This window comes from Serratia sp. Ae19-1, assembly GCF_059801225.1.
Genome location: NZ_JBCHWD010000005.1, coordinates 1 through 14509, shown reverse-complemented (window position 1 = coordinate 14509; position 14509 = coordinate 1). Strand labels below are relative to the sequence as shown.

The 14509-nt window shown below is 55.9% G+C and carries 18 protein-coding genes; 13 read left to right on the top strand and 5 right to left on the bottom strand.

Annotated elements, in window-relative coordinates; translation table 11 throughout:
* Positions 1 to 7: 7 nt before the first annotated feature.
* Positions 8 to 421, bottom strand: coding sequence for a DoxX family protein (locus AAIE04_RS15280; RefSeq protein WP_019452262.1), 414 nt, complete (start codon positions 419 to 421; stop codon positions 8 to 10).
* Between the two features lie 192 nt (positions 422 to 613).
* On the opposite strand from AAIE04_RS15280, the gene AAIE04_RS15275 reads away from it, so the two are divergent.
* Both AAIE04_RS15275 and AAIE04_RS15270 read left to right on the top strand, forming a co-directional pair.
* On the top strand, positions 614 to 844 hold the full coding sequence (locus AAIE04_RS15275; protein WP_498057712.1) for a (4Fe-4S)-binding protein: 231 nt from the start codon (positions 614 to 616) through the stop codon (positions 842 to 844).
* Between the two features lies 1 nt (position 845).
* Positions 846 to 1124 (top strand): GNAT family N-acetyltransferase, encoded by a 279-nt coding sequence (locus tag AAIE04_RS15270; protein ID WP_019452264.1) that lies wholly within the window; start codon positions 846 to 848, stop codon positions 1122 to 1124.
* A 32-nt stretch (positions 1125 to 1156) separates the two neighbouring features.
* Here the strand turns inward: AAIE04_RS15270 and AAIE04_RS15265 are convergent, their stop codons facing one another.
* Positions 1157 to 1339 (bottom strand): GDFGVC terminal motif YodC-like protein, encoded by a 183-nt coding sequence (locus AAIE04_RS15265; protein ID WP_019452265.1) that lies wholly within the window; start codon positions 1337 to 1339, stop codon positions 1157 to 1159.
* Positions 1340 to 1459: 120 nt separating this feature from the next.
* Here AAIE04_RS15265 and AAIE04_RS15260 point away from each other — a divergent pair, with 120 nt between their 5' ends.
* Positions 1460 to 1975 (top strand): DUF1543 domain-containing protein, encoded by a 516-nt coding sequence (locus AAIE04_RS15260; RefSeq protein WP_063919941.1) that lies wholly within the window; start codon positions 1460 to 1462, stop codon positions 1973 to 1975.
* Here the strand turns inward: AAIE04_RS15260 and AAIE04_RS15255 are convergent.
* Complete coding sequence (locus AAIE04_RS15255; protein WP_198637333.1) at positions 1970 to 2896, bottom strand: LysR substrate-binding domain-containing protein; 927 nt, start codon at positions 2894 to 2896, stop codon at positions 1970 to 1972. The two genes, AAIE04_RS15260 and AAIE04_RS15255, sit on opposite strands and share 6 nt — an antisense overlap.
* A gap of 85 nt (positions 2897 to 2981) precedes the next feature.
* On the opposite strand from AAIE04_RS15255, the gene AAIE04_RS15250 reads away from it, so the two are divergent.
* A complete protein-coding gene (locus tag AAIE04_RS15250; protein WP_498577279.1) occupies positions 2982 to 3482 on the top strand; it encodes a GNAT family N-acetyltransferase in 501 nt (166 codons plus the stop codon).
* A 70-nt stretch (positions 3483 to 3552) separates the two neighbouring features.
* Here AAIE04_RS15250 and AAIE04_RS15245 read toward each other — a convergent pair whose 3' ends face one another.
* Positions 3553 to 4287, bottom strand: a complete 735-nt coding sequence (locus AAIE04_RS15245) for a class I SAM-dependent methyltransferase (RefSeq protein ID WP_498577278.1) — start codon at positions 4285 to 4287, stop codon at positions 3553 to 3555.
* A gap of 100 nt (positions 4288 to 4387) precedes the next feature.
* On the opposite strand from AAIE04_RS15245, the gene AAIE04_RS15240 reads away from it, so the two are divergent.
* The 9 genes from AAIE04_RS15240 (at position 4388) to AAIE04_RS15200 (ending at position 13385) form a co-directional block, all read left to right on the top strand.
* Positions 4388 to 4840, top strand: a complete 453-nt coding sequence (locus AAIE04_RS15240; RefSeq protein WP_498577277.1) for a GNAT family N-acetyltransferase — start codon at positions 4388 to 4390, stop codon at positions 4838 to 4840.
* A gap of 626 nt (positions 4841 to 5466) precedes the next feature.
* Positions 5467 to 6084 carry a DUF1120 domain-containing protein gene (locus AAIE04_RS15235; RefSeq protein WP_498577276.1) on the top strand — a complete coding sequence of 206 codons (618 nt, stop codon included), beginning with the start codon at positions 5467 to 5469 and terminating at the stop codon, positions 6082 to 6084.
* A gap of 166 nt (positions 6085 to 6250) precedes the next feature.
* Positions 6251 to 6889, top strand: a complete 639-nt coding sequence (locus AAIE04_RS15230) for a DUF1120 domain-containing protein (protein ID WP_498577275.1) — start codon at positions 6251 to 6253, stop codon at positions 6887 to 6889.
* Between the two features lie 47 nt (positions 6890 to 6936).
* Positions 6937 to 7575 carry a DUF1120 domain-containing protein gene (locus tag AAIE04_RS15225; protein WP_498577274.1) on the top strand — a complete coding sequence of 213 codons (639 nt, stop codon included), beginning with the start codon at positions 6937 to 6939 and terminating at the stop codon, positions 7573 to 7575.
* Positions 7576 to 7655: 80 nt separating this feature from the next.
* Entirely contained in the window at positions 7656 to 10022 is a 2367-nt protein-coding gene (locus AAIE04_RS15220) for a fimbria/pilus outer membrane usher protein (RefSeq protein WP_498577273.1), read from the top strand.
* A 23-nt stretch (positions 10023 to 10045) separates the two neighbouring features.
* Positions 10046 to 10729 carry a fimbria/pilus chaperone family protein gene (locus AAIE04_RS15215; RefSeq protein WP_498577272.1) on the top strand — a complete coding sequence of 228 codons (684 nt, stop codon included), beginning with the start codon at positions 10046 to 10048 and terminating at the stop codon, positions 10727 to 10729.
* A gap of 267 nt (positions 10730 to 10996) precedes the next feature.
* Positions 10997 to 12001 carry a S1C family serine protease gene (locus tag AAIE04_RS15210; RefSeq protein ID WP_498577271.1) on the top strand — a complete coding sequence of 335 codons (1005 nt, stop codon included), beginning with the start codon at positions 10997 to 10999 and terminating at the stop codon, positions 11999 to 12001.
* Positions 12002 to 12154: 153 nt separating this feature from the next.
* Entirely contained in the window at positions 12155 to 12919 is a 765-nt protein-coding gene (locus AAIE04_RS15205) for a winged helix-turn-helix domain-containing protein (RefSeq protein WP_498577270.1), read from the top strand.
* Positions 12903 to 13385, top strand: a complete 483-nt coding sequence (locus AAIE04_RS15200) for a FidL-like protein (protein WP_498057688.1) — start codon at positions 12903 to 12905, stop codon at positions 13383 to 13385. Before AAIE04_RS15205 ends, AAIE04_RS15200 begins: the two co-directional genes overlap by 17 nt.
* A gap of 38 nt (positions 13386 to 13423) precedes the next feature.
* Here AAIE04_RS15200 and AAIE04_RS15195 read toward each other — a convergent pair whose 3' ends face one another.
* Positions 13424 to 14131 carry a winged helix-turn-helix domain-containing protein gene (locus tag AAIE04_RS15195; protein WP_498577269.1) on the bottom strand — a complete coding sequence of 236 codons (708 nt, stop codon included), beginning with the start codon at positions 14129 to 14131 and terminating at the stop codon, positions 13424 to 13426.
* Positions 14132 to 14509: the final 378 nt, after the last annotated feature.

The window sequence follows — 14509 nt, the reverse complement described above, 5'->3', positions numbered from 1 at the left end:
CGATGAATTATTTATTAAATATTTTATAGTCCAGCGAATAACGGCCGGCGCCGGTTACCGCCAGCAACAGCAAGCCGCCAATGATGCTGATGTTTTTAAAGAAGTTGATTTCGTTACCCATCATTTCCATGCCGGTCATCTTCCAGAACGGATGGCCGATAAACGCAGTGCCCAGAACATACAGGGCGAAAATGACCGCGATAGGGCGAGTAAACAGGCCGAGAATAAGCGCGATGCCGAAAATAAACTCCACCACCACGGCGATAATCGCCGCCAAATAAGGCATCGGCGTGCCATAGCCTTCCATCGCCGTGACGGTCGCACCGAAGTTGACCAGTTTCATCCAGCCGAAAATGATAAACAGAACCATCAGTAGAATGCGGGACAGCAGAATTACGCCGTCTTTTGAGCTATCACCCATTTCGAACTCCTTAGCCACTGTCGGAATTATGTTGTCTTGCTGATTAAAGATTAGATCAATTTACGTTTTTTTCTAGCGGCGGCGGGCGGTTGCGCCTCTTTTTTCGGTGAGCGAGACGCGTGGTGAAGCCGGCGACATTGCCTATACTTGAGCCTGGAGCAAAAACAATAAAACAGGCAATGTGAGGCCATGATGGACGAGGAATTGACCGCAACCGGTTACCGCCGTTATTCCGGCGACAAGATTGACGTTTATTTTAACAGCGCGATCTGCCGCCATTCCGCCAACTGCGTGCGCGGCAACGCGGCTATTTTTACCCTGAACCGCCGCCCGTGGATTATGCCGGACAATGCCGAGCCGGCCGAGGTGAAACGCGTTATCGACACCTGTCCCAGCGGTGCACTGAAATATAGGGAGAAATAATATGGATCTTAAAATACTGGCAGACGAGAAGCGTTTTTATATCAATGACGAGCAGGGCAAGACGATCGCCGAGATCTCTTTCGTGCCGAGCGGCGACAAGCTGACTATTATCGATCACACTTGGGTAGATGAGTCATTGAAGGGACAGGGCGTCGGCAAAAAGCTGGTGGCGCTGGTGGTGGAGAAAATGCGCGCGGAACAGCGCAAAATCATTCCGCTGTGCCCGTTCGCCAAGCATGAGTTCGATACCACACCGGCCTATCAAGACATTCGCGCCTGAGGCGATAACGGGGCGCGGCGCGCCCCGGTCATTCAGCAGACGCCGAAATCGCCGTCTTCGTGGTACAGCGCCACGTCGCTGGCCTGCACCTCCGTGCGCTGCTCTTGACCCAGTTCATTCCAGCTGCAAACCAGGGTTTCGCCGTCGATCGCCACCACGGTCATCTTTGGGCCGCCGGTGGTGCGTTGCACAAAATCACCGATATTGAATGCCATGCGTTCCTCCACAACAGATTAAACCTCATCTATTGATAACACAGAATGGCGCTGCCGTTGGCAGATGTTTCGTTATGTATTAATTTATACAGCGATTATCACCAAGGAGAGCAGAATAACATGCCGGGATTATTGATGTTTTATGTGGGCGGTACGGCGCCGGGCGCCAATATTGAGTTGCACGACGTGCAGTTTGCGGCGGCGGATCGGCCGGAAGAGGCTTACCCGCTGCTGCGTGAAAAGTGGTTTGGCGACAAGCGCAAGGTGCATGTCGACGGCTATGCGCGCATCGACTGGGCGGACGGTTACGACGTAAGCCTGGAACCTGCGCCGTTCGCCGGTGAAGAGAAGCTGTTTTTCGTCAATGTGGGCGGTTACCGCAGCGATGAGCTGGCGGAACTGCACCAGTTCGGCCTGTTCGTGGCGCGTTCCGCCGATGAGGCCAAAGACAAAGCCAAGCGGGTGTTGCTGAGGGACAGCGCGCAACAGCACAAGGATGATCTGGCCGAAGTGGACGACTGCCTGCTGCTGCAGGCGCTGCAGGGCTACCACGTTCATCTGCGGGCCAACCCGCATGGCAAACCGGCCCGGCCGCTGTGGCAGGGGTATCTGCCGATCGGCGAACCGGCGTTATAACGCCGCCAGCGCCTGCAGCTGTTGCCGTAACCAGCGGCAGGCCTCCGGTCTGCCGTTCTTACGGTGCAGGTAGATTTTGATCTGATACGACGGCACCGGAAACGGCAGGGGGTGGACATCCAGTACCGCCGCCTGGCGTAATTTTTGCGCGGCGTAATGCGGCATGCTCATCACCAGTTCGCTGTCGGCGACGATGAACGGTGCGCCCAGCAATGAAGGCGTGCGAATGGCGATATCGCGTTGCAGCCCCAGTTTGTCGAGCTGATAGTCAATGACGCCGCGCTGCTCGTTCCACGGCGTCACCACCAGATGGCGCGCCCGCAGGTAATTTTCCAACGTCAGTTCGCCGTATCTTGCGCTGAACGCGGGCGAACAGATCGCCACATACTCATCCTCCAGCCAGCTCACCTCGTCGATCTCCGGGTAGCTTTCGCCGTCGGTTTCGGTAAAGCCCAGCGCGAAATCGATGCGCCCCGCCAGCAGATCGTTCAGCGCCACTTTGCGCTCGGAATAGCGCAGCTGAAATGACAGCCCAGGCGCCAGACGCTGCATCTGCGCCATCAGCGCCGGAAACACCGCGAAAGCGGTGTAATCGGTAATGGCGAAAGTGAAGCTTTCTCGGCTTTCGGCGGGGATGAAGCGCGGGCGCGGATGCAGCCCTTTAGACAGCAGCGCCAGGCTTTCGCTGACGGTAGGAGCCAGGCTGTCGGCATACACCGTCGGATGCATGTCGTTGCCGACCCGGTAGAACAGCTCGTCCGCCAGTGCCTTGCGCAGCCGGATCAGCGCGTGGCTCAGCGCCGATGCGCTGAGGGCCAATTCTGCGGCGGCGCGCGTCACCGACCTCAGCCGATACACCGCCTCGAACACCAGCAGCAGGTTGAGATCGAGACGTTTCAAATCCAGATGCATGATATTCATTACCTGTTGATGAAAATGCAGTTCATACAGTATTGGAGGCGCTATATGCTGGCAAGCACAGTCATCAATACACTCAGGATTCACCATGACCATTGAGATTTACCCGGCGCAAAAAAGCGATGCCAAACTGATTCTGGATATGATTATCGAGCTGGCGGTGTACGAAAAAGCGCGCGAGCAGGTGCTGGCCAGCGTGGAAGATACCGAACGCAGCCTGTTTGGACCGGGCGCCTGTTCCGAAGCACTGATTTGTACGGTGAACGGCGAGCCGGCGGGCTATGCGGTGTTCTTTATGAGTTACTCCACCTGGCTGGGTAAAAACGGCATCTATCTGGAAGATCTGTACGTGGCGCCGAAGCATCGCGGCGCGGGCGCCGGTAAAACCCTGCTGCGGCACATCGCCCGGCTGGCGTGCGAGCGGCAGTGCGGCCGCCTGGAGTGGAGCGTGCTGGACTGGAATCAACCGGCCATCGATTTCTACCTCAGCATCGGCGCTCAGCCGCAGGGCGAGTGGGTGCGCTATCGCATGGAGGGCGAGGCGCTGACGCACTTCGCGGCGCACGGGGCGGCGCTGCCGGCGCAATAGCCGTTGGGGGGAGGCGGCCTCCCCAAATTTGGCGGTGTTAATGGTGTACTGCGGGTAAATCAGGCAAGCATCAGGCGGGTTTGCGGGCGGCGAGAATGAAGATCATCGGGCGTTCCTGCTCTTCGTCCAGCGCCGGATTAGCGGCGATTTGCTGCGCGCTGGGGCCCCATTCGTTCAAATACGCAATGATAAACCCTTGCTGCGCCAGCGGATTGATATAGCTGCCGAGCGTGCGGTGCTGCTTGATGACGCCTTCCGCCAGCCAGTTGGAGACGCGCTGGCCTTCCCGTTGGTAGCCGTTGACCGGCCAGGATTTCTGCCCGTTGCCGTCGGTCAGCCAGCCCTGCTGCGCCGGGGCGGTGTAGATCGGGTGCTCGGCGGTGAAGATAAACTGCCCACCGGGTTTCAGCGCGGCGTAAACCGTGGCGAACAGCGCGGCCAGATCTTCCAGGTAGTGCAGCGTCAGCGAGCTGTAGACCAGATCGTAACTTTCCGGTGGCAGCTGCAGCTGCGCCAAATCTTGCCGACGATACTCGATGTCCGCGTCGTCAGTCATCCCCCGCGCCCTGGCCAGCATCTTTTCCGAGACGTCTAGCCCCAGTACGTTGGCGGCGCCCTGTTCGCGCGCGCTGCGGCAGAACCAGCCGTAGCCGCAGCCGAGATCGACCACGCTTTTGCCCTGTAAATCCGGCAGGATGCGGCGGATGGCGGGCCATTCCGGCGCGCCGTCCAGGCCATGCTGCGAACGGCTGAGCTGCGCGTAGCCGTCGAAAAAGGCCTGATTGTCATAGATGTTTTGCGTCATGATGACTCCTTGGAATGAACGATGGCGGCGGAATGCCGCTGCCATACTCTGCATATTGCTGCATAATTCTACGCTGACAATATCGATAACAGGAATGACGATGGACATGATTTCGGTGCGGCAAGCGCCCGAGCTGGCGCCGCGCGCCATTGCCTATTTTCAGCGGCACTGGGCTACGGCAGAAACGCTGATGATGTATGAAGACGCCATCAACCGCAGTATCGGCGCCGCCAACCCGCTGCCGCAGTGGTACCTGCTGATGGAAAATGACCAGATCCTCGGCTGCTCGGGGCTGATTACCAACGACTTTATCAGCCGCGGCGAGCTCTATCCCTGGCTATGCGCGCTCTATGTAGAGGAAACGCAGCGCGGCCGGGGCTATGGAGCCAAACTGATTGAGCATGTGGCGGCGGAAACTCGCCGGTTGGGCTTCCCGCAATTGCACCTGTGCACCGATCTGGAAGGGTACTACGAGCGCAGCGGTTTCGTGTATAACGGGCTCGGGTATCATCCCTGGGGCGAGGCTTCGCGGGTCTATTCGCGGGTGCTGTAAACCCCTCTATCTTGTTCTGCTCAGGCTTGATGGTGAGCCGGAAAGAGGGTTCAGTTAGTCTTCCCGGTTTGGCCGATGATATTGGCCATACCCCGTTTTCAGCCGGCAAGCGTTAAGCCAATGGCCTGACGGCTGGGCTTTTCGATACGGGCTGATAGTCTGATGGGTTGCTGACTCATATTTAATCTTATTTGAAATAAAATAGATTATTCGCTCTGTTTATTATTGGATTCCTTTAGTTTGCGATGAGAGGGATATATTTCTTATTAATGACCTTTAGCCTTCTCTATATTTGTTTTTCTTGTGGTGAGATTGCTAATTAAAGATGATTGTCACAGGGGGATTTTCCTGCTTTGTAGGGCGCGGCTGCGTTTTTCTGTAATTAATATCTACATAATGTTATTTATTTTTGTACATGTGCTAAATCAAGGCGGTTAATTGGCTTTATATTTCAATTTCCCTGTTGAAAAGTTAAGTTTAACGGCACCGGCACAGTGGCATCTTCTGGCCCTGGCCTGAATAAGTGAGCATTAGCGCCTCAATAATCGGCAGGGAAAATACTTTGCCGCTCAGCCTATTGGCGCAGCGGCAAACGCACGGACTCATGGAATGGAAAGCCTATCGGAATGAAAAATAAAGTGTTGCAAGCAGGGGCCTTTACCCTGTGGGTGTTTTTCTCCGCCCAACTTATCGCTGCGCCTTCGGCCGAGATAAAGGTTTCAGGAAAAATAAAGTATTCAGGATGCTCCGTTATTGCCGGCAACAATGGCGTTTACGACTATGGCGCCGTGTTAGGCAATGCTTCTGGTGGCGGCAAGCAGCTGTTGCCGACCCTGAGGCAAACCTGGCAGATACGCTGCGAAGGTGACGCTTATCTGGCATTGATTCCGACGGACAATCGGGCGGCGAGCCGCAGCGAACCGGCACTGCACTATTTTGGATTGGGCAACACGCCGGATGGGCTGCCTATCGGCTATTTCATGCTCGGCCTGACTCAATCCAGCGTAAATGGCGCGCCGGCGCTGTTGCGTTCACGCAGTTCAACCACCGCATTACCGAGCGCAGCGGTTTCATTGCGGTCCGGCGAGTGCACCGAATGGCTGCAGCCTGATGCGACGCGCATCGCCGGGCGCGCCTATACCATGGATATCTCGGTCACGCCCGTTCTGACCGCCACCACACCGGTGACCGACAAAACGGCGCTGGACGGCTCAGTAACGCTGAGTTTCGTATTTGGGCTCTGAATAATAAAAAACAAAAAGCAATACCGCATGCCGTTTCTGCATTGCCTGAGGCCATTACGGCTAATTGCAGTGAGCGTGAATGAGCGAGGGGATTTTATCTCCGCCAAACGTCCTGTTTTCGGTTTTAAACAGGGCAAGTATTAACTATGAATATGGATAATTCATTATGAAAAAAACAGTAATCTCTGCAAGCATCGCCTCAATGATGTTGATGGCGAATGTCGCGACTGCCGCATCCATGTCGCCGGAACTGAAAGTCAAAGGGCAGATGGCGGTGCCGTCTTGCCAGGTGACCATCATGAATGACGGGGTTTTCGATCTGGGTAAATTGTCGAATACGTTGATCAACACGTCGACTGCCACGGCGTTGAGCAAGTCGCAAAAAGAACTCTCCATTACTTGTGAAGCTGATACCTTTTTAAACTTCACCGTAGTCGATAACCGTGAAGGCAGCGCCAGCACTGCGGGCGGCACCCACTTTGGCCTGGGCAGCGTTAATGGTTCCGGCAAGCTCGGATATTACAAGGTGAACGTGTTCAGTGCGGCGGTTAATGCCATACCTTCCGCGTTATACAGCGTCAAAAAAGGCACCACGACCTTCTCCACGGCCAATTCCGTTTATCTTGATAAAGGCAACATCGTCGGCTGGGGCAAAAGCGGCAATGTGCAAAACAGCGGTAAAAATTTCCGTGCAGTGCTTGAGGTTGAACCTTATCTGGCTTCTTCCAAAGACATGAATGGCCCGATCACCGACAGTGTAAAACTGGATGGTTCTTCCACGCTCAGTTTCGCGTACGGCATTTGAGTGCCTGAAGGTTTTTTTGGACTGTAGCGATATAAGGAAGCCGAACAATGAATAAATTTACGTTACGCATGATGGCGGCTGCGATGCTGCTGGTCGCCGGCGGCAGTCAGGCCGCCGGCCCGACTGCGGAAATCAAAGTGGTGGGGGAACTGGTGGCACCGACCTGCGAAGTGTCGCTGCCCAATGACGGGATCTTCGATTACGGCAGTATCAGCCATATGCGGATCAATAAAGACAACGCCGTCAGTTTAGGAACAAAAGGCGGCGGCACTATGGAAGTGAAATGCGATGCTGAAACGCCGATGACCTTCAATGCGATCGATAACCGTCTGGGCACCGCCAGCGAAGCGGGTAAAACCTTCGGTCTCGGCAGTATCAACAATACCGGCAAACTGGGTTTTTATGCGATCACTGCCTATTTTCCTCAGGTTGATGGCAGAGCCGTGAATATGTTCGTGGCTCAAGACGGCACGATCTCGGGAACCTCAGCCTCGGTACAGCTTGAACATGGCAAACGGGCCGGCTGGGCTCAGACCTCCGGCAATACGCTGGCCATCGGCAAGACCTTCACTGTGCAGCTGATGGTTGAAGCCTTCCTGGCTAAAAGCGGCGATATGCACGGCGGCGTCGGCGAAGATACCAACCTGGACGGCTCCACCACGCTGGAGTTCGGTTTTGGACTCTAATGCCTGATGGATAGCGCAAGGGGGAGCTTCTCCCCCTTTTCTGAACCTGCCAACTCCTGAATTAACCCCGAGAAGATGACGTGTCTATAAGACAAAGGGCATCGGCGCTGCTGTTTCTGTTGGTCTGGCCGATGACGAAAGCCATTGCCTCCGGATTTGATGTCAAAACCCTGGCGCAGCTGGGGTACAACGCGGATATCGCCGAATTTTTCAATACCGCCCGGTTTTTGCCGGGCGTGCATCGGGTGACGCTGGAGGTCAACGCCGCGCAGCGTTACCAGGAAGAGGTGCGTTTCGATGCGCAGGGTGAGCTTTGCCTGGATGAACGGCTGGCGGAAACGCTGCGTTTGCGGGCCGTGCCGCCGCCGGGAGCCTGCGAACGTTTTGACGCGCACTGGCCGCAGGCGACGGTGCGGCCGTTTCCCGGCGCCTTTCGGGTGGAAATCACCCTGCCGGAAGCGGCGTTCGATGCGGACAAGCTGCGCACCGAGCAGTCGGGCGGCCATGCGCTGCTGCTGAACTATGACCTGTACGGCAACCGCCGCCAGGGGCGCTACGGCAATCAGCAGACGCTGCAGGCGATGCTGGAGCCAGGCATCAACCTGCGCAACTGGGTGCTGCGCAATCGCTCAAACTACAGCAACGACGAGCGCGGCAGCCGGCTTGAGGTGTACGAGACTTCGGCGACCAAAGATTTTCCCGCCTGGGGCGCCTTTGTTCAGCTCGGCGAGTTCAGCGCCGGCGGCGCGCTGAGCGGCAACGTGCCGCTCAGCGGCGGGCAGCTGGCCTCTCTGGATACCGGCGCGCGCGGTGCGGTGTTGACGGTGCCGCTGCAGGGCAGCGTGACGAGCCCGGCGACGCTGGAGGTCAAACAGCGCGGGCAGGTGATGTATCGCACCCTGCTGCCGGCCGGGCCGTTTGCGCTGAGCGAGCTGGGGCCGGTGATGGCCGGGGTGGAGACCGAGGTGACGCTGACCGAAACCGACGGGCGGCAGCAGCGCTTTACGGTGACGCCCGATAGCGGCGACCCGGCGGGGCAGAGCGGAGATTACCGGCTGGCGGCGGGGCGTTACCGGCCCTACGGCGCCGGCCGCGATGGCGCCTCGCCGCCGGCGCTGCTGCTGGGCGAGAAGGCATTCCGCGATGAGCGGGGCGGCCTGATGACGGCGGGCGGGCTGCTGGCGCGGACCTATCAGCGTCTGGGATGGCAGGGCACGCGGGGCGATGCCGACGGCAACTGGCTGTCGGCCGGCGCGATTTTCACCCGCGGCCGGCAACGGGGGGCGCAGCTGGAGGTGCTCGGGCAGCGGGCGCTGGGGCCAAATCTGGCGCTGTCGCTGTCGTCGCAGTATCGCACCGAAGGCTTTCGGGAGGCGGATGAAGCGCTGAATCCGCCCGCAGCGGAAGACGCGGGAGCGACCCGGCTGCGCTACAACGGCGGGCTGGCGCTCTCCTGGCGCACCCTGAACGCCGGCGCGCTGACCTACTCGCTGTCGCACGAGCGTTATTACCGCGACAGCCGCCGCAGCTGGACGCATGCGCTGGCGTACGGCATCAGCCTGGGGCGGGCGACGCTGAGCGTCAACCTGCAGTCTTCCGCCTATGACCGCGCGGCGGTTTACGCCGGGCTGAGCCTGCCCTGGGGCGCGGGCAGCGTCAGCAGCCGGTTGCAGGCGCGGCGCAACAATCAAATGACGCTGGGCGGCAGCTGGCAGGGGCCTGTAAGCGACCGGCTGAACGGTTACCTGGACGTGACGCGGGATGCGGACGGCGACTATCAGACCGCCGGCAGCCTGAGCGGCGAGACGCCTTATACCCGGCTGGCGCTGGGGGCCTCGCGCAGCGGGCAGGGCAGCCGTTCGCTGTCGCTGTCGTCGTCGGGCGGGCTGGGGGTGGCCAACGGCACCTGGGTGACGTCGCCGCAGCGCATCGGCGACACCTTCGCGGTGATGAAGGTGCCGGGGCAGTCCGGCGTCAGCGTGTCGGGTGGCGGCAGCGGCATCACGGATTTCGCCGGCGATGCGCTGTTGCCGGCGCTGATGCCCTATCTGCCGCTGCGTGCGCAGGTCGATACGCTGTCGCTGCCGCTGAACCTGCGGCTGGACAGCACCGAAGCGGCGTTTGAGCTGGCGCGCGGCACGGTGGCGGAGCGGCGCTTTCGGGTGACCGAAGTGCGCCAGCTGCTGCTGACCCTGCGGGATGAGAACGGGACGCCGCTGCCGACCGGGGCGTCGGTGCATGACGAGCGGGGGCAACTGCTGGGCACGCTGATAGGCGAGGGCAATCTGATGCTGGTGAATGACGATATCGGCAAGGCGCTGCGGGTGCGGCGCCTGAATATGAACGAATGCGTGGTGAGTTACGCGGTGCCGGCGGCGTTCGATCCGTCGGTGCTGTACGAAGAGGGGGATGGCGTCTGTCGTGCGGCAGGCGGCCAGGCCCCATAACGGATGAAAAGAGAGGAGCAAGCATGACGATAAAACGAAGTCTGGCGCAATGGCTGGGTGGGGTGTGGCTGGCGATGGGGCTGGTGCACTCCGCCGGGGCGTCGTTTCAGCTGGAGAGCATGGGCATCGTGCTGGAGGAGAACCCGGGGCGGGTGAACTTCAGCATCCGGAACGGTTCATCGGAGCCGATACTGCTGGCGACGAAGGTGGAGGATTTGGATGGCAAAGGGTTCAGCAAGGCGGTGCTGCTGTCGCCGCCGATAGCGCGCATCGAGGCGGGGCAGAGCCAGCAGGTGAACTTCGTGCTGAAGCCGGGTACGGTGCTACCGCATGAGGTGATGCTGAAGGCGTCGTTCGAAGGCATAGGCCAGGCGGTGGACAACAGCGCGCGCATGCCGGTGCGCCAGAGCATCGGGCTGATATTGCAGCCGAAATCGGTGGCGGTGAGCAAGACGCCGTGGGACGACCTGCAGCTGAGCGCGGCGGACGGTCGGCTGACGATAACCAACGCCGGCCTGCACGTGGTGCGGCTGGCGCCGCAGCTGGCGCTGCAGCCGTCGGGCAAGATGGCGACGCTGAACAACTACTACCTGATGGCCGGTGAAACACAGACGCTGGCGGTAGAGGGCCGGCCGACATCGGTGGTGATCACGCCGCTGAGCCGCTACGGCTTCAAGCAGGAGGCAGTCACGCTGGCGGTGAAATAATATGACCAAGGCCAAATCGCCCGGTGAGAGCCAGCGGGCGATTTGGCTGGGCCTTTCTCGCTGCTGCGGTTTAACCGTAGCACTTCTTATGCTTTTTTCCACAGCAGTTCCTGCGTCAACGCGTACATGATGGCCTGTTCCGAGTTGCCATTGGCGCTGCCGGCCGTGATGATATGAACTTTTTCTTGTCAGCGCATTTTATCTTCGGTATGAAGAATGTTCTGATAATAATGATTTCGTCACATTGAGGGCGCGATGAATAACAGGATGACTCATATGTTAATTTGCGCTCTTATTGGCGTAGCGGCCAGCGTTATCTATTTTAAATGTTTCGATAACCTGAGCGTGCAGGGGAGCCGTGAATTATCCTTGAGCCAGGCGATAGAGAATGCATTACCATCCGTTGTATATATATATTCCAAGGATTGTAATGGTGGTGATTATGGTTGCCCGCTAGGGACCGGCGTCATTATGGACCGGGTGGGGCATGTGGTGACGAATTATCACGTCGTCAATGGAATAAAAACTACCGTGGCTCTGTTGAGCGATGCGAGCATAAGGCCGGTGACCCTTGTCGGTTACGATAAGTTGACCGATTTGGCGGTATTGAAGATAGAGCCGGCGGGAACGGCGCCGATCCGTATTAACGATCGTAACAAGCTCAAGGTTGGCGATTTTGTTCTGGCGATTGGCAATCCTTACAACCTGGTCGGTTCGGTTTCACATGGCATTGTCAGCGCGATTGGCCGCAGCGGCTTCGGCGTTATCGGCAGGCAAACATTTATTCAAACCGATGCGCCTATCAATAAAGGTAATTCCGGCGGGCCGTTGGTGAATTCATTCGGTGAAATGATCGGTATGAATACGTCGGTCTTCTCGGTAGACAAAGATCTGAACAGCGTGGCTGGCATCAGCTTTGCTTTGCCGGCGCCGCTGGTGAAGAACGTGATGCAAAAAATTGTTGCGGATGGCAGAGTGATTCGCGGCTGCATTGGGGTGGAGGCCGCCAATGTCAGTCGTTCCAGCGAACATATTGGCGGAAAATATCAGGTTACGGTCACCGGGGTGAAAAATAAAGGGCCGGCGAGTGAAGCGGGGATAACGATAGGTGATGTTATAACTACTGTAGCAGGAAATAACATTAATAATGCACAAGAGGCGCTGAATATTTTTGCCGAGACGCCACCAGGCCGTACTATTGATATCATAATGGAAAGAAACAGTGAAAAATTTGTTTCTAGCGTGGTGGTTGATGATTGTCAAAATGAGTGAAGGTTCTGCTTGGTTGACAGGAATGGTGGGTTTTATATTGATTTTTACTGTATTGTAACTCAGTGTATTCAATGGTTTTTTCGTTTATTTGTAAGAATATTCCTATCAATGTTGCGTTGTGATATCATATAAGCGATCAACAAGAGGTGCGCTATGGCTTATGTGATAAACAACAGAATAATTTATCGAGAAGATATCTCTGAGCTTTGCGTTATTGATGATGAACAGCCAAAAGTCTCGCTAACGGCGACGATTAACAGATTGCTATTAGTATTTATAAAAAATGATAATAAAGTGTTGAGTCGCGACTTCTTGCTCAGTCACGTATGGGGAAGCTATGGGCAGATCGAGTCCGGCAATAACCTGAACAACGCGCTTTCGCAGCTGCGCAAGGCTTTCTCTGAACTGGGGGAAAATGAGGTATTAGTCACGTTGCCGAAACAGGGCATTCAGCTCCAGGCGAGAGTCTTTCGCACGGAAGAGCCTGCTGACGATACGGTAGTTAAGCGGGTGAGCGTCATGGCCGACACAGGAAAAAAATGGCGCATAAAGTATGTTTGGGAGAGCCTGGCGCTGGCCGTTTTTATCCTGGGGTTGATGGTCTTCGGCGCCGGGGTGCGTCAGGTTTCAATTCCCACTGCGCAATTCATTCCCGGCGCACGTATAAACAACTGCGATGTCGAGATGATCAACAGCCACCATAAGCTGGTGCGTTCCAGCATCTCCTCGCAGGATGTGGCGCAGAACATCGCGGCAAACGGGTTTGGCTGTGAAAAGCCGGCGACGATTTATTATTACAACGGCGGCGCGCTGGTTCTCAGCGCTTTACATTCGTTAGCGACTTTCTTTGCCTATTGCCCTAAAACGCAAGGGAATATCAGCGCAGCTTGCGAGAATGTGTATGTCTTCAGAAAATAGAACGAGAAGGCTGTTGCTGATGGCGGTGAGCGCGCTTGGCGTTGCGCTTATTCTTACCGGTTTATACCTGCGTTTTTTCACCCCGATAATGCCGGAATGCAATGCGGTGATTCGCTCGGAGTATCATGACGGCGATTTATCTCTGTCGCGGGTGATTTTTATCAGCATTGTTAACATCAACGATCGGGAAAGCGCATTTATCATCAATGGTACGGCGACATACAATAACCGTCACTTTACCCTCGCGCGAACCATCAACATGAAGTATAGCGCGAGTGAGGGGCGATTTTTGCTGCGCCCAACCAGCATTGTCCGGCGCCCAAAAGACGACAGTGACAACGCCGTCGTGGACAGCCTGTTTCCCGTCGTTGGGAAAGATATTTTGTTTACGGTCGAAAAGGTCAATGATAAGCAATATATTTTTGCCGATAATCACTCCCCGAACTTTATCTGTAACCGCCGCTAACACCCCCTGCTGTACCGGCCCTTCTGCGGGGGCCGGCGTCATTGTTTCAGGTTGACCGTTTTACAGGGCGCGCCCCCCTGTTTTAGACAGTAGGTCATCATGGCTGAGGTGGTGTCGCCGTCGTTATCGTTCACCTGGTTGTATAAGTATACGCTGGCGTCGCTGCCGCAATCGTAGTCGAACTCGCTCAGCAGCCGCCTGGCCGATGAAATATCCTGCGTGCTGTCGATGGCGAAGATGCTGCAGCTGTGATATTTACCGATAAAACTCAGATCGTTGTTCGCCGTATAGTGATAGACCGCGCCGCCGATCGCCACGAGGCAGCAGGCCAGCAACAGGGCGAGCGGTTTTATACGTTTTATTTTCCCTTTCAGCGTCAGGCGGTTTGCATCAGGCGAATTATTGGCATTTTCATCCGCTAACACAACTACCGACTCCGCAACGAGTTTAAATCCCTGCCGCGGATAGGTGACCAGAATATCCTCTTCCCCCAGCTGCGCCAGCGTTTTACGTAACCCCGAGATGTAGTTGCTCAGGTTATTATTGGAGGCCGTCAGGCCGTGATTGTTCCACACCTCGTCCAGTAAGCGTTCCCTTTCCACAATTTCATTATTGCTTTCAATAAATAGTGAAAGCAATCTCTGTGCCGGCTTTAATAAAACGATTTCTTTGTCACCTTTTTTACTGCGTGACAGCGTTCCCTTACGCTCATCATAGATGATGGCATTATTTATAATGTATTTCATCTTGTTCCCTGTAAATAGTCTGTTCGGTATTAATAATGTGGCTCGTCAGCTTTTTTTTCAACTCGCTTGCTTGTCGGTGAATTAGAATATTCTTACTTTGTGTTTTTAATTACTTAATTAAATGTAAGTCAGTCGGTTTTTTTATTTACAGTAATTATAATTTTTGACTTGTTTTGGCATTAAAATCTATTTTTTGTTATTTTGTGGCATACATATCCTTAATTTATATTAATATTCAGTTTTATATTCCATGATTGCTTTCTGGGTAGTAGATTGTTCTCACCGGTTTGATGGCCGGCGGCAGAGAAAAACCTGCGCTGATAAATATTAGTGAAGAACGTTTTGTCTGCAGATAAAAGGCAGTTGCTTTTAACTCTT

Excerpts from the sequence above, each read along its gene's own strand:
- AAIE04_RS15280 (WP_019452262.1), bottom strand. The coding sequence starts at position 421 with ATGGGTGATAGCTCAAAAGACGGCGTAATTCTGCTGTCCCGCATTCTA.
- AAIE04_RS15275 (WP_498057712.1), top strand. The coding sequence starts at position 614 with ATGGACGAGGAATTGACCGCAACCGGTTACCGCCGTTATTCCGGCGAC.
- AAIE04_RS15270 (WP_019452264.1), top strand. The coding sequence starts at position 846 with ATGGATCTTAAAATACTGGCAGACGAGAAGCGTTTTTATATCAATGAC.
- AAIE04_RS15265 (WP_019452265.1), bottom strand. The coding sequence starts at position 1,339 with ATGGCATTCAATATCGGTGATTTTGTGCAACGCACCACCGGCGGCCCA.
- AAIE04_RS15260 (WP_063919941.1), top strand. The coding sequence starts at position 1,460 with ATGCCGGGATTATTGATGTTTTATGTGGGCGGTACGGCGCCGGGCGCC.
- AAIE04_RS15255 (WP_198637333.1), bottom strand. The coding sequence starts at position 2,896 with ATGAATATCATGCATCTGGATTTGAAACGTCTCGATCTCAACCTGCTG.
- AAIE04_RS15250 (WP_498577279.1), top strand. The coding sequence starts at position 2,982 with ATGACCATTGAGATTTACCCGGCGCAAAAAAGCGATGCCAAACTGATT.
- AAIE04_RS15245 (WP_498577278.1), bottom strand. The coding sequence starts at position 4,287 with ATGACGCAAAACATCTATGACAATCAGGCCTTTTTCGACGGCTACGCG.
- AAIE04_RS15240 (WP_498577277.1), top strand. The coding sequence starts at position 4,388 with ATGGACATGATTTCGGTGCGGCAAGCGCCCGAGCTGGCGCCGCGCGCC.
- AAIE04_RS15235 (WP_498577276.1), top strand. The coding sequence starts at position 5,467 with ATGAAAAATAAAGTGTTGCAAGCAGGGGCCTTTACCCTGTGGGTGTTT.
- AAIE04_RS15230 (WP_498577275.1), top strand. The coding sequence starts at position 6,251 with ATGAAAAAAACAGTAATCTCTGCAAGCATCGCCTCAATGATGTTGATG.
- AAIE04_RS15225 (WP_498577274.1), top strand. The coding sequence starts at position 6,937 with ATGAATAAATTTACGTTACGCATGATGGCGGCTGCGATGCTGCTGGTC.
- AAIE04_RS15215 (WP_498577272.1), top strand. The coding sequence starts at position 10,046 with ATGACGATAAAACGAAGTCTGGCGCAATGGCTGGGTGGGGTGTGGCTG.
- AAIE04_RS15210 (WP_498577271.1), top strand. The coding sequence starts at position 10,997 with ATGACTCATATGTTAATTTGCGCTCTTATTGGCGTAGCGGCCAGCGTT.
- AAIE04_RS15205 (WP_498577270.1), top strand. The coding sequence starts at position 12,155 with ATGGCTTATGTGATAAACAACAGAATAATTTATCGAGAAGATATCTCT.
- AAIE04_RS15200 (WP_498057688.1), top strand. The coding sequence starts at position 12,903 with ATGTCTTCAGAAAATAGAACGAGAAGGCTGTTGCTGATGGCGGTGAGC.
- AAIE04_RS15195 (WP_498577269.1), bottom strand. The coding sequence starts at position 14,131 with ATGAAATACATTATAAATAATGCCATCATCTATGATGAGCGTAAGGGA.